The organism is Oligella ureolytica DSM 18253 (assembly GCF_000373745.1).
GTDB lineage: Bacteria > Pseudomonadota > Gammaproteobacteria > Burkholderiales > Burkholderiaceae_B > Oligella > Oligella ureolytica.
Map to the genome: position 1 here is coordinate 1 of NZ_KB892335.1, position 14,361 is coordinate 14,361.

Annotated in this window: 10 protein-coding genes and 1 tRNA gene; 4 read left to right on the top strand and 7 right to left on the bottom strand. The window is 46.6% G+C overall.

Translation table 11 applies throughout. From position 1 onward, the window contains the following. The first annotated feature begins 15 nt into the window (after nt 1-15). Together B092_RS0111045 and B092_RS0111050 are read left to right on the top strand one after the other, a co-directional pair. The gene (locus tag B092_RS0111045) at nt 16-282 is read left to right on the top strand and encodes a zinc ribbon domain-containing protein (protein WP_083907511.1); all 267 of its coding nucleotides are present in this window, start codon (nt 16-18) and stop codon (nt 280-282) included. A gap of 10 nt (nt 283-292) precedes the next feature. Beyond that, nucleotides 293-613, top strand: a complete 321-nt coding sequence (locus tag B092_RS0111050) for a hypothetical protein (RefSeq protein ID WP_018575300.1) — start codon at nt 293-295, stop codon at nt 611-613. A gap of 81 nt (nt 614-694) precedes the next feature. Here B092_RS0111050 and B092_RS0111055 read toward each other — a convergent pair whose 3' ends face one another. The 6 genes from B092_RS0111055 to B092_RS0111075 all read right to left on the bottom strand — a co-directional run bounded on the left by B092_RS0111055 (nt 695) and on the right by B092_RS0111075 (nt 8,822). After that, the gene (locus B092_RS0111055; protein ID WP_018575301.1) at nt 695-3,115 is read right to left on the bottom strand and encodes a mechanosensitive ion channel domain-containing protein; all 2,421 of its coding nucleotides are present in this window, start codon (nt 3,113-3,115) and stop codon (nt 695-697) included. A 66-nt stretch (nt 3,116-3,181) separates the two neighbouring features. Next, the gene (locus tag B092_RS15505; RefSeq protein ID WP_156813075.1) at nt 3,182-3,322 is read right to left on the bottom strand and encodes a hypothetical protein; all 141 of its coding nucleotides are present in this window, start codon (nt 3,320-3,322) and stop codon (nt 3,182-3,184) included. Nucleotides 3,323-3,368: 46 nt separating this feature from the next. Next, a tRNA-Lys gene (locus B092_RS0111060) sits at nt 3,369-3,444 on the bottom strand. Nucleotides 3,445-3,556: 112 nt separating this feature from the next. Further along, on the bottom strand, nt 3,557-4,480 hold the full coding sequence (locus B092_RS0111065) for a DMT family transporter (RefSeq protein ID WP_018575302.1): 924 nt from the start codon (nt 4,478-4,480) through the stop codon (nt 3,557-3,559). Between the two features lie 3 nt (nt 4,481-4,483). After that, on the bottom strand, nt 4,484-6,739 hold the full coding sequence (locus B092_RS0111070) for a TIM-barrel domain-containing protein (RefSeq protein ID WP_018575303.1): 2,256 nt from the start codon (nt 6,737-6,739) through the stop codon (nt 4,484-4,486). A gap of 229 nt (nt 6,740-6,968) precedes the next feature. Next, nucleotides 6,969-8,822: an FAD-dependent oxidoreductase gene (locus B092_RS0111075; RefSeq protein WP_018575304.1), complete on the bottom strand. Its 1,854-nt coding sequence runs from the start codon at nt 8,820-8,822 to the stop codon at nt 6,969-6,971. 182 nt (nt 8,823-9,004) lie between these two features. Between B092_RS0111075 and B092_RS0111080 the strand changes: the two genes are divergently transcribed. After that, a complete protein-coding gene (locus B092_RS0111080; RefSeq protein ID WP_018575305.1) occupies nt 9,005-9,856 on the top strand; it encodes an inositol monophosphatase family protein in 852 nt (283 codons plus the stop codon). Between the two features lie 130 nt (nt 9,857-9,986). Next, complete coding sequence (gene mgtE, locus B092_RS0111085; protein ID WP_051077733.1) at nt 9,987-11,456, top strand: magnesium transporter; 1,470 nt, start codon at nt 9,987-9,989, stop codon at nt 11,454-11,456. Between the two features lie 78 nt (nt 11,457-11,534). On the opposite strand, the gene secA is transcribed toward mgtE, so the two are convergent. Further along, nucleotides 11,535-14,306 (bottom strand): preprotein translocase subunit SecA, encoded by a 2,772-nt coding sequence (gene secA / locus B092_RS0111090; RefSeq protein ID WP_018575307.1) that lies wholly within the window; start codon nt 14,304-14,306, stop codon nt 11,535-11,537. Nucleotides 14,307-14,361 lie beyond the last annotated feature (55 nt).

Consider the following 14,361-nt stretch of genomic DNA (forward strand, 5'->3'; position numbering starts at 1 on the left):
GGGGAGCTCCTTGCTGTGAACCCCAGAAACACCAGCCGGACTTGTCCCTGCTGCGGCTACGTTGCCAAGGAGAATAGGCGTAGCCAAGCGTGCTTCAAGTGTATGGACTGTGATTTTGAGGAAAACGCTGACGTAGTCGGCGCGATCAATGTNTTAAGGGCGGGACACGCCCGGTTAGCTTGTGCAGAGACTTCGCCTGTAGGTAAGGGCGTCGGGCCAAGAACCCACCGAAGCGAGTCAGGCGATGGTCGCCTGAACGCCGTAGGAATCCCCGTTCTTTAGGGCGGGGAGGATGTCAACTAAAGCAGGTGCCATTATATTTGGCACCCCAATCGGTAAAATCACTGGTCCCAAAGAGATTTTTACACCATTAATTGAGGCGCTTGCCTCTGGCGACAACTCTTTTGCTGAGTTACGCCAATTGAGTATGTTCAGTCATGCACCGGGATTACTATTACAATCTCTAAATATGTTGATGTGGGCGGATTATATCCACCCTCTTCGTCAAGACGACGAAATAGCCACCGCCCATGTCGAGCTACAGGCTTGGATTGATGAATTAACCCTACCTCTAGCCCTCGTGCCCGAATGCGGTACAGCAGTTAGGAAATAACTCTATATTAAATACATAAAGGCCACTTTATTACCGTGGCCTTTATTATGTTATGACGGCATAAAGTTTATATCTCGTCAGTTAAATATCCTTTTGCTCTTCATCATCCGGCACCACCTGCTCTAATTCATTACCCAATACATCTGTTGAGCCTTGAACCGCAGGTGCTAAATGACCCGGCGTATGCCCTGCAGCAGGCGCATGACCTCTTCTAAAAGGCGCTTGCTTTGGCTTGTCCATACTGCTCCACTGTACATTAGCAGCAGGAGCGTGGCCGTTTTTATCCTGACCAAAATATACCACCGTGTGTGGATATGGCAGCTCTATATTGGCTGCGTTGAAGTGCTTTTTAACCAAGCGGTTATAACCCCGCTGCACAGCCCATTGCATACCGGGTGTCGTTTTAATCAAGACTCGAATAGTGACACCCTTATCATTAATGGCAGTAACCCCGGGGATAGTAATTTCTTCAAGAATTTCGGGAGCCAGTACCTCATCTTGCATCAGCTCATCAAATGCATGGTGTAAATGTTGAATGGCATGATCCACATCTTCTCGATGCGCAATCGTGTATTCACCCATATGGTAAGAAAAATCACGCATGTGATTAACCACCACATCAACCGATGAAAAAGGAATCATATGATAACCGCCATCTAAGGTGCGTATACCCACCGAACGGATAGTCATTTTTTCGACTGTACCAAACACTCCGCCCGCTTCAACGACATCATTTACATTCATCCCATTTTCAAGTTGAATGAAAATGCCTGTAATAATATCCTGCACCAACTTTTGTGCACCAAAACCAATCGCCAAACCCACAACACCCGCACCGGCAAGTAACGGACCGATATTAATGCCGATTTGTGACAGCAGCACTAATATTGTCATGGTCACAATCACAATCAATACGGCATTTCTCAAGAGTGAGAGTAAGGTTTTTTCACGCGCACTCGCCTCATACTCACCCGTTCCGCTTAGACGGCCTTCAATGATGCTGGCAATGACACTCCAACTGATCGACGCAATTAACAAGACGATACCTATATGAACGACCATATTAATGGTTGCTTGCCCTGAAGCCGAACTTAACCAAGCTGTTAAATCAAACGCACGCCAGGCGTCAAGGATCACCAGCACCACAACAGCAAGCGTCAGCAGGCGCAGGCCTTTAAGCATCGCCGGTATATATGAATTAATACGCTCTTCAAGTAAAGGCAACTTAGCTCGCAAATCATCAGACAAACGCACCCGTCGACTGAGTATGGCCGTCAGGATCGTCGATACAATTAACCCGATGACAATCGCCAATATGCTTTGCATTGTCGCCTGAGCCATAAAGGGAAGCGCATTAACAGGATCTATCTGGCTTACCACCAACAAAACAGCAAAGTAAATAATGGCTAAAAAATGCCATACCTTGGCAAACAAGCGCATCAAGGTACCAAAAAATGCAACCGAAGCCTGATTTGCACGCTGCATAAAACGATCATGTACCTCGACTCGATGCTTCCAAATGCCTCTAATCGCATAAATAAACACACCGAACATAATCAATAAGCGAATCATGTTGCCTAAGGCCGCACCGAACATGAGCGTCGCGACCGGCACAATCACTAGCATCCCATATCCGACTACTTCCACCAGCACAGTCAGCCATTTATTCCAATACTGCGCGACTTCATCAGACATCGTAAACAGCCTCAAACGAGGGAAACGTGTAGCAAAGACCACCCGCACTAAGGCCCGAGTAAGCTCAACCGCAACAAATGCATTGACAAACAGAGACTCAAACATCCCTGCGACACCACCCGGCCCGGCAAGTGACATAACCACACCATAACCAACAATAGCCGCTAGAGCGATAGCCGCCACATCAATAACGAATGCGCCAAGTATGGCAGTCATTTTTCGCAATAAAAATAATTCATTAACGCGATGCTGCTGTCTTTTAGATACTTTAGGTGATTGAACGGTCCATTGATTGATTCGAGAAAAAAACCGAGCTGCTACTAAACGGGTAAATATAAAGGCAATCACCGTAACAAACACTACGAGAGAAAACCTTAGTAAAACGGTCTTCCAACCCGCCATGGTGACGTTACCAACTGCTTCGCCACGCACCATCGCACCAAGCGTCTCTGCTGTATACCCTAAGTCATCCAGTACTTTAGTAAGAAAAAGCTGCGTCGTATCCGCTACCCGTCTGGGTAAAGAGTCATCGATTTCCGTCGTCTCTGTCGCGCTGTCTGCCACCGGCTCTTCAGCGACTTGACCTCGCAATTGTTCAATTAATTGTTGGCGTGTTTGTTCATTTTCCAACAGATCCGCCAGTTGCGCCGAAGAAGCAACAGTTGCTGTCTCAGTCACGGCATGTGCCACATTATCAGAACTCAAAAAAATAAGGACACAAAAAATCAATAATAACGGCTGAAACCACGCTCCTACATGGATTGAACCTGCCAACTTTAGTGGCGTCTTTTTGAAAAAATCGAACACGCTACTACCCCTTTATGGATTCTGAAATTGTTTAACCAATTAAGGTAACATAAGCAGCCTGCTCGTTTAAAGCCTACCTAGACCGATGTTACCAGTCGTTTCAATAGCTTGCCATAACGTGACTAAGCGACACACACCATAAACTTGAATATACCTCAGGCACACTCCTACGTGTCCAACAGAACCATACCACTCTAAAGCAGGCATAAAAAAACGTCCTATAGAGCAATCCTATAAGACGTTAATTTATTTCTGGTGGGCTGGGCGGGATTCGAACCCGCGACCAACGGATTAAAAGTCCGCTGCTCTACCGACTGAGCTACCAGCCCCTCGAAAGATTAAAATTATGACTTATTTGCGTAACACTGTCAACACCAATTTGTCATTTTTTTATAAACAGCTAATTTGTGTGTATTTTTCACAACTAAACAACAGTTTTAGCTATTTTTCTTCAATTATCTTTTCTACTAACTTCAACGCTTTTTGATTATAGCGCCATTCAACCGCTGTCACTGCAATACCGCTGCCACACACGATTAAAATACCGACCCACGCCCAGACATCAGGAAATTGCCCCCAAATTGCAAATCCTAGCGCTGCTGCCGCAATAATTTGAAAATAACTAAACGGTGCAAGCAAAGAAGCAGGCGCATGTTGATACGCTCTTATTTGTAATAAATGCCCTAACGTACCAAATAATCCCACGTTAATTAAAAGCAACCATTGCCACAAGCTGAAATCCCTCAAGGCGGCCATGCTTTCGTCCCAGTGAAAAGGCATTAACACGATACCGCCAAGTAAACCGACAATACCGGTCCACAGTAACGTAGTTTGTGAATCGTCAGCAGCCAACTTTTTGGTATAGATAAACTGCATGGCAATCGTAAAAGCCGCTAACAAGGCATAAGCCACGCCAACGGGGTCTAAGCCCGCCCCGGGCCGCACTATCAATAAAACGCCCATGAAGCCAACCACAGCCGCAACCCAGCGATGTAAACGAGAGGCCTCACCCAGAAACCAAGGAGCAGCACACAGCACGAGTAAAGGTGCTAAGAAATAAATAGCCGTTGCTTCTGCTTGAGGTAAATAGGACAACGCCGTAAAAATAGCCAGGGTCGTGACCATCGTGGTAAGACCGCGAATAACTTGCGTTTTATAACTTGTGCTATGAAAAATAGCTAAACCTTTGCTAGGCAAGGTAATCGCCAGCACCAACACCACATGCACAGCAAATCTAAAAAACAGCAGACAAAAAAGAGGCAAGCTGATTTGCATTAACCACTTACCGCTTGCCTCCTGAACTGATAGTGCCCATGTCGATAAAACGAGCAGGGCAATACCAAGAAAAATTTTATAGTGACTCATCTGCTACCTGACAGGTGAAATCCTGACCTCGGCACCACGACGCTTTACTTCTAACTCGTCGGTCGGGAGAATCTTTAAACCCTCTAAGCCCTTAATGTAGCTTGAGCCCTGCATCTGCATCACGCGAATTTTATTACGCATCACCACCGGATTATGAAGAGGCATACCAAACAACCAAATCTCATCCAACAAACGCGCCGAGTTCATCTCGCCCAGATGCGCAATAGTCGGCCCAACGGCCAACATATGCCCTTCACGACCAAAAGCGGGGATCGTGTCCAATCCACAATGATACTCTAAGACCTGACCACCTTCGTAGCGCTCACCGGTGTTTAGGTCCCACCAAGCTTCATTCGCAGGCAAATAGACAATCGCACAGCCACTCTCATCCAGGATGGGCGCAATTAGCACCGCCGGACCAAATAAAAACTGCTGATCAAACTCTGCCGCCATCTCATCATTAGGAAAGGCCAACGGCATGGAGCTCTGAATAGGTTGCCCACCCCGCACGCCCTCCTCAATAATACCAAGGACATAAGGAATAAGGCGATAGCGTAAAGATAGCCACTGCTTGGCAAGATGCTGTGTGTCCTCATCATAATAAATCGGCAGTTGCTCTACCTCGGCATGAAAAGAGAAATTACCGCTAAAGGTAGAAAGAGCCAACCAACGAAGGTATAAATCTGCCTCCATCGGCTCGTCACCCGCACGCCCAATACGATGCTTAACAAACGGCACGCAGCTATTTTGCACACTAATCAAGGTACGGTAAAGCTTGTTGAGCCCATCCCAAGACCCTTCAAAAGATGGTAGCTCAAGATAAGGGCGTCGCTGACTGGCAATGTTCATTTGATCATGTACAACAACCCCCTCAGGCGGCGTGGTAGCTGCTGAAATGCCGTCATAGAGAGACTGCTCCATAAGCGTAGGGAAAAGCTGTCGCAGTAGTGCACCTTCTTCATTATGGCGGCCACTGGCCTCATCAGGCAGCTCAACAATCGCTGTGGTGGTTTTTAGAGACTGCCCATGTTCGAGTAGCTGCTGATGTCTGTCACGCCAAAAGTTATAAGCATCTTTGTAAGTTAGGTCCAATAAGCCGTAGTCCTTACCACCCGTGTGCTTGGTACCGGAAAAGCGCAGTGCATCACCTTCGGCATCCATGATCATCCAACCACGGTCTTGAAGCTCTTCAAAAAGATGCGTACCCACATAGATGGCCGGAAAAGTAGGTACAATCGCATGCCAATGATTGTCCTTTAACTTATCAAAATATGCGCGAGTATTGGCCTCGAGACGCTCAGCATCCCAATCCAAACTTAAGCGGTCATTATCAATCACCGCCAAGCCAGGCCACGCATACTCCAGCGTATTAATAGAAACCTCGTGGTCACGCAACTGCTTGGCAAAGGTTAAAAACTCCTCATCACTTTGCCCGTCTAATTGCTCTAAACCAACGCCCATTGCGTCTAACGTCGGCTGACCGCCGCGGCCTGTCAGTGCCGTGTATTGATCAAAAATGACTAAGGGCTCACCGCTGAATAAATACAAATCAAAGCACTTATTATCCGTGTAAAGTTGATAGCTATGCGCATCATCTGCCGCAGCAACACTGTGTATGCTGCGGTCTAAGCCATCCAGATACAAGCCCCAACCATGAGTAGACCAAGCCAATGGAGCAAAATTAAACGCTGCCAGATCAGAGACAAATTCTTCGCTGCGACGATTAAAATTTTGATCTGTCGCACCTAAACCATACACCGGCTGTTCTTCAGGCAAATCAAGCATCAGCGCCCAAGACTCATCAAAAACAAAAGACCTATCATAAGCGCTTGATGTTTGAAGCAACACCTCAGCATCAGCGTAGGCCGCTATTGCATCTTGCTCAAGACTGCGCTCTTGCTCGTCTGCGTCCTCAGCATCAACCTCACTCTGCAGGGCAGTCGGTTTTAATAGCTTCAGGGAAAAAGGATGAGTGGAGAGTAATAAAGCACAATCTTTTTGTGCTAATAGCCAAGAGCCCTCCTGCTCTACAACAACCAATTCAGCCGGCTGATCATTTGGAATCACCGAGAGCTCTTGGCGTGTTTTGGCTCTTTCATTGGTTTCGGAAAGGGATAAACTTTTTAAGGAGCCGCAGCAAAATCTAAAGACACCGGGCGCTTGAGCCTCAATACGTAGTACATAATCCTGGTAACCGGTTGAAAACTCTACGCTATGGCCTTGTTTGCTAACTAGGGCTAACTCTTCAAATTGAATCACACAACTCTCTTTTATAAATTTTGATAAATGTGGACTTATGTCATTTTTCTGAGGTAATTGTCCGCTTATAGTCTACTATTATGACTTTTTTTTCATAAAATTTAAACCGAAATTGATTTTTATTCATATTTAGGATTAAAATAGCGCCCCCATTTTTCTCATGAATTAGTCATATTCATGTCATTTATCCGACTGCCATACTAACTAAACCAAGCTCATGATTGCGCAACTATCGAAGCCCAAGCGCTTTGATTAACTCTTTTTCCAAAGGGACAGGCTCACCATCCAGCATAGCGCCGATGATATCCCCGGCAAAGCTGCTCCAAGTCAGTCCATGTGAGCCATAGCCCACCGCCAACCATACCCCTCGTGCGTAGTCCAATTCTGTAATCACCGGCAATCGCCCTTGTACGACGGCTCGACCGCCTGACCACCCCTCTTCTAACCGGACGGTTGGCGACGTTAACTCATCTAAAGCAAGCGGTATTTTATCTCTGATCACCTCTTGCCCCTTGAGACTTATCCCGGGATCCTGCTCTCCATGCCGATAGGTACTACCTAACACGCACAGGCCATCCACCGTAGGCGGCAAGAAATAGCCTTGACCACCCAAAGCAACCTTTGGCACCTGCAGTAATCTGTTCGCCGCGATATGTATCACCTCACCCCCCATCCAGTGCATGGTCTCTTCAACTTTAGGCATAGCGGCTTTAAACTCACCAGCCATCGTTTGGCGTTGGAGCAAATCACTTTTTTCTAAAATAGACATACACTCGGCTGCGTTCGCGATCACAATCTGCTCGTACTTGCCTAAGCAGTTATCGTCTGCATCAAATAATTGCCAATGTTCAGAATTTGTGTGCTTTTTGACATAAGCGACTGCTTGGCTGCGTTGCTGCACAGGAAAATGCGTATAAATGTACTTTAATAATTGCTCCGGACTAATGAGTCGAGCCTGTGGCCAAAAAATGCCTTCTTCCTCTAGCTCAACGCCCAAACGCTCCGACACCTCCCGAGGGCTCAGTCGTTGCACCCACTCCCTCGGGAAATTCAACGTGTCTACGGCAATGGTAATATCCTTGCCATAGCCCTTATTACGATTAACCTCCAGATTACCGGCACGAGATACGATCACCTCATCCGGAAAGTCTCGCCAATGATATAAAGCGCGCAAGATGGCCGCACGACTCAAACGTGACTTATGGTTATCATCAACCGAGATAAATGGCGTCATAGCAGCGGCTAAGTGATTTTTATGCTTGCAGGCATTAGACTCGCTGAACATCGGATCAAATACCGTTACTTGCCAATCTCGCTGCTGCATCACACCCGCAATCCCGGCGCCGGCGATACCACCACCGATGATCGCCATGGTGTTAGTTTTATTTTTTTGAGCTTTTTGCATATGCGGACGAAGCGCTTGGGAATCGACCAACTGCATACCGGCTTTTTTTGTCGCAACGACAAACTCTTCACGTTCAAACTGTGCTTTGTCCATGAGGAAATAACTTTTAACGGCTGCATAGCGTAAAACCCATGGCCAATGCCTATGCTCCGATGATTCTATCGCTTCATCACGCACAAACAGATCGATAGAACAATGCCATTGATTTTGTAAATAGTTTGGCTCCCCAAAACCCAGCGTTAGGCTACCCTGCTTATCAGCAAAGTCTATTCTGTGCACGCCCGGCAAGGCCAAAGGCCAATGAAGACGCAGATGAGTAAAAACGACATCGAAATACGGATTCGCCAATCCGGACAGCTGATAAAAATGCGCTATCTGCTCCCAGTCACGTGCAGAAAAAACGATATTATTGCTATATAAGGCGTGCAGACTGACTTCATGCTGCTGCACCATTAACAAAGGCAACAACACTAACGCGCTCTCCCCCTCCAGCATCACTTGCATCAACGCCTTGTCTTGCAACATCGCCCTAACCCTGGGCCACTCTTGCTCGATTCGTTGCTGCCAATCCTTGAGCCAAGCACTACTTAAGCTCAGGGTATTAAACGGAGATGTTATGGTTAACGCTTGACAGTCGAGCGCAACCACTGCCGGAGACAGGTTAAATTCTTTAAGCATAAATTTTTAAACGAGAGATAAAGTGACCCAGTTCTTGCCAAACTTTATTAATAATTTTTTTAAAAAAACATGTAGTATAATTGTTGATTATTCTGCATCATACATGCCGTATAAGTGGATGGTCAGCGAAATTTCTTTTCAGAACCAGCCTATACCTTGTGGCCCTTCGGAGAAATATACTCATGCAAGACATTAAAGTTGACTTTTACCACGCACTGGAAGCTGCCACCACCGCCGCCAAGGAAGCAGCCTCTATTTTGACAGTTTATGCCAAGGATCGTAGTAAACTATCGATTGATCATAAATCTCAAAATGACCTCGTTTCACAAGCGGATAGAGATGCAGAGCAAGCTATTCTACAGATCATGCGAGAGAAGACCCCAGACATTGCTATTGTAGCTGAGGAAAGCGGCACCTCTTCTGACTTGGATCAAGCGCAGCTTGCATGGTTCATCGACCCCTTAGACGGCACCACAAATTTTTTACATGGGATACCGCATTATGCAGTGTCAATCGGCCTAGTAGCGCGCGCCGGTACGGTACTTATCCCCAACACAGAGCCTTTGGCGGTTAATACCCCTATTATCGGCGTCGTTTATGACCCTAACCGCCAGGAGATGTTTAGTGCAATTCATCAAGACGGTTGCTTCTTAAATGGCCAGCGTGTTAACACCTCTCAAAGCAGGCATCTCGAAGACTCATTATTAGCCACCGGCGTGCCGTTTAGAGACTTCTCTTTTGAGGAATCGTACATGAGGGGCTTCAATGAGGCCATCCACCACACGCGCGGCATACGTCGCCTCGGCGCTGCCGCTTTGGACTTAGCTTGGGTTGCTTGCGGTCGCTTTGATGGCTACTGGGAAATGGGCCTGGCGCCTTATGATGTGTGTGCAGGTACTTTGCTAGTCCGCGAAGCAGGTGGTATCGTAGAAGATATTTATGAGCAGGAAGACTGGCCCAGAGGCGGCAACATCATCGCTTCCAACAAACACATCGCAACAGCCTTTGGGGAGATGATTAGACAGCAGCTCTAAGCCATTTCCTCGCAACACAAAATATTAGAAGGTTACGGTTCAAATGCTTAACAATAATTCAAATAACGATAATAGAACTACAGAACAAGAGAAACTTGACCTCAACATTGAGGAAATCTCCGATAGCAGCATGGACTCCTTCGATGAGCCACAGGTAATCAATATCCCTAAACGGCTTGATCATGAGAACCAAGACTCAATTATCGAAGAGATCAATACACTTTTAAAAAAGCAAGAGTTAGTTGAAAACATCCTCGCTCAACAAGAGGGTAGCTCCGAACGAGCAGAATTAGTTCAAACAGTTTTAGAACACAAGCATGCTGCGGAATTAGGTGATTTAATCAATCACCTACACCCGGCCGATATTGCGTTTATTCTTGAGTCATTACCGTCTGAAGCACGTATCAAGGTTTGGAACGCTGCACATACAGATCACGATGGGGATATTCTTCTCGAAGTAGAAGACTGGATTCGTGAAGAGCTGATTGCCGAGATGGACCAAGAGGATATCATCGCGGCCACAGAAGACTTAGATGCAGACGAACTGGCTGACCTAGTACCCGACCTACCGCCTGAAGTAGTTGTTGAGCTTCAAAAAACTTTAACAGATGAAGAGCGCGAACAGCTTCGCTCAGCACTTGGATACCCGGAAGGCACAGTCGGCGCCATCATGGACTTCGAAATCGTACGGGTCCGCCAAGATGTAACCCTCGAAGTCGTACTGCGCTATTTACGCATGCTGGGCGAACTACCTGAGCACACTGACCAACTATTTGTCGTTAATAGAGAAAACCAATTAAAGGGTGTCCTGCCACTGACCACGTTATTAGTTAATGAATCCGAAAAATCGGTCACAGATGTCATGGAGACCGACTATCTATCCCTTAAAGCGGACTCCAAAGACACCAAAGCAGCCTCTGCTTTTGAACGTTATGACTTAGCATCAGCACCGGTCATTGATGAGGACAATGTCCTAATTGGTCGCGTCACGATCACTGACATTGTTGATGTGATTCGTGAAGATTCCAATGAACAAGCACTATCTCAAGCGGGTCTACAAGAAGAGGATATCTTTGTGCCGGTCCGTCGAGCGATTCCCAATCGCGCACCCTGGCTATTGATTAACTTAATGACTGCGTCCGTCGCATCACTCGTCGCCTCTCGCTTTGAAGACACCGTTAGTCACATCGTGATTCTGGCTTTTCTCATGTCTATTGTGGCGGGGATTGGCGGCAACTCCGGCAATCAGACCATGACGATGGTGATTCGTGCGTTGGCTGTTGGTCGTGTTAATCAAAAAAATGCACGAAATCTCTTAAAGCGTGAAACTTTTGTGACTCTCTGCGTAGGCCTTGGTGGCAGTTTCATTGCCGGCACATTTGCTTGGATTTTCTCGGGTTCCATCAAAATCGCCTTGGTCATGGCAAGTGCCATGGTGCTAAATATGCTGGTCGGCGCAACGCTCGGCGTGCTGATTCCACTGATACGTGATCGTCTCAACAAAGACCCGGCCTTAGGTTCTTCAGTACTGCTAACCTTTGCCACTGACTCCCTAGGCTTTTTCATCTTCTTAGGATTGGCGACCATCTTCTTGATGTAATTGTAATCACCATACAAAAAGTCCACGATATGCATCTTGTCATATCGTGGACTTTTTATATAAGGTGTTAATTTTGTCTTAGTTCAATTTACCGTGACACTGCTTGTACTTCTTACCACTACCGCACGGGCAAGGGTCGTTACGACCAACATGACGCATCATATTCTTGACGGTAATACCACCGGCAGACACATCACCCTCTGCATTCACCTCTACACCCGAAGCCGGTTTGTCGCCGCCTAGGACTTCATCTGCGTCCGCATGATGGTACTGCACATTTTGTACTCCGGCCGTCTGCTGTTGTTGTGCTTGGGCCTCAGTCACCTGTTCCGGTGCTTGAATTTGAACCGTCATAAGAATCTTAACGGCTTCATCACGAATGCGGTCAAGCATATGTGAGAATAAAATAAAGGCTTCTTTTTTGTACTCTTGCTTAGGGTCTTTTTGTGCGTAACCACGCAAGTGAATACCTTGACGTAAATGATCTAAAGCCGATAAATGCTCACGCCAGCTGCCATCAATACGATCGAGTAACACAGAGCGCTCAAACTGAGCCCAAGATTCCTCGCCCACCAGCTCAATTTTTGCTTGATTTTGCTCGTCTGCAGCCTCAATAATGCGTGTTAAGATACCTTCATCGTCTAAATTACTATCTTCCTCGACCCACTGTGAGACCGGCACGTGCAACTGCCAATCCGTCGCGAGGACATTTTCTAAGGTAGTAAGATCCCATTGCTCTTCCATCGATTCTTCAGGTACGTACTGTCGCACTAGTTCCGTCACCGCATCATGACGAAGATTCGTCAGCATCTCTTTAAGTGAGTCTGACTCGAGCACTTCGTTACGCTGACTGTAAATTACTTTACGCTGCTCATTGGCTACGTCATCAAATTCAAGTAATTGCTTACGGATATCGAAGTTACGACTCTCAACCTTGCGTTGTGCAGATTCGATGGAACGGGTCACCATTTTCGCTTCAATAGGCTCACCATCGACACCTAAACGATCCATAATTGCGCGTACACGGTCACCCGCGAAAATACGCATCAACGGGTCATCTAAACCTAAGTAAAAGCGTGAAGAACCGGGGTCACCTTGGCGACCGGCACGACCGCGCAACTGGTTATCGATACGTCGCGATTCGTGGCGCTCGGTACCGATAATACGTAAACCACCTGATGCTTTGACTTCTTGGTTAATTGGCCTCCATTCCTCACGAATCTTCTCAATGCGCGCATTCTTTTGCTCCGCATCGAGGGAATCATCGGCCATCACCATGTTAATACTTTTCTCAATACTACCGCCCAGCACAATATCAGTACCTCGACCGGCCATATTCGTCGCGATCGTAATAGCACCCGGCTTACCCGCTTCTGCTACAATTTCTGCTTCACGAGCGTGCTGCTTAGCGTTTAAAACGTCGTGTGGTAAACCCTCTTTCTTGAGCATTTCAGAAAGAAGCTCAGAGTTTTCAATGCTGGTTGTACCCACTAATACCGGCTGCTTACGCTCATAACAATCACGTACGTCTTTAATAATAGCGGCAAACTTCTGCTCATCGTTTTTAAAGATTTGATCGTTTTGGTCCTGACGAATCATCGGCAAATTGGTCGGGATAATCACCGTCTCTAAGCCATAGATCTGTTGGAACTCATACGCTTCGGTGTCTGCTGTACCGGTCATACCGCCTAACTTCTCATACATACGGAAGTAGTTTTGGAAGGTAATGGATGCTAAGGTCTGATTTTCATTTTGAATATCAACATTTTCTTTGGCTTCAACCGCTTGGTGCAAACCATCAGACCAGCGACGACCCTGCATAAAACGACCGGTAAATTCATCTACAATAACCACTTCACCATCTTGGATCACATAATGCTGATCGCGGTGGAATAGATTATGCGCTCTTAGAGCGACCATCAAGTGATGTACTAAGCTGATATTACGCGGATCATATAAAGACTGCCCCTCAGGGAGAATCTTGAGATCTTGTAAAATATGCTCGGCTTTTTCGTGACCGGCCTCTGATAAATGAATTTGTTGTGCCTTTTCATCTACCCAGAAATCACCTTCGGGCTCGGGCTCATCAGGGCGTGGCTCACTGGCCATGCGATTCATCATCGCCGGTACCACATTCATCGCCTTATAAAGATCTGTATTGTCTTCTGCCTGTCCGGAAATAATTAATGGCGTACGGGCCTCATCAATTAAAATGGAGTCAACCTCGTCGACGATCGCAAAATTAAGGCCTCGCTGACGACGGTCCTCAACACGAAACTCCATGTTATCGCGCAAATAGTCAAAACCGAATTCATTATTAGTACCGTACGTAACATCCGCTGCATAGGCGGCGATTTTATCCGGATTACTTTGGTTTGAAGTCACTACACCGACACTCAAGCCTAAGAATTCGAATAAGCGGCCATTATTGTGAGCATCGCGCGCAGCAAGGTATTCGTTGACAGTAACGACATGGACACCCTTGCCGGCCAAGGCATTTAAATAAATCGCCAAGGTAGACATGAGTGTCTTACCCTCACCGGTACGCATCTCTGCAATCTTGCCTTGGTGTAGAGCCAGAGCTCCTATCATCTGCACATCAAAATGACGCATACCGAGGACACGCACTGACGCTTCGCGCACCACAGCAAAAGCCTCAGGCAGAATGTCATCTAAACTCTGACCATTCGCTAAACGCTCCTTAAACTCAACACTTTTAGCTGCTAATTCATCTTCGCTCAACGCCTGCATCTCAGGCTCTAACTTATTGATCTTGGCTACGGTCCGTTTATATTGCTTAAGTAGTCGATCATTACGGCTACCGATGATTTTTTTAAAAATGGAAATCATATCGTCTGTGTAGTGAATATTATAAAAATCTCTTGGTGATTAAAGGTTAAACCAC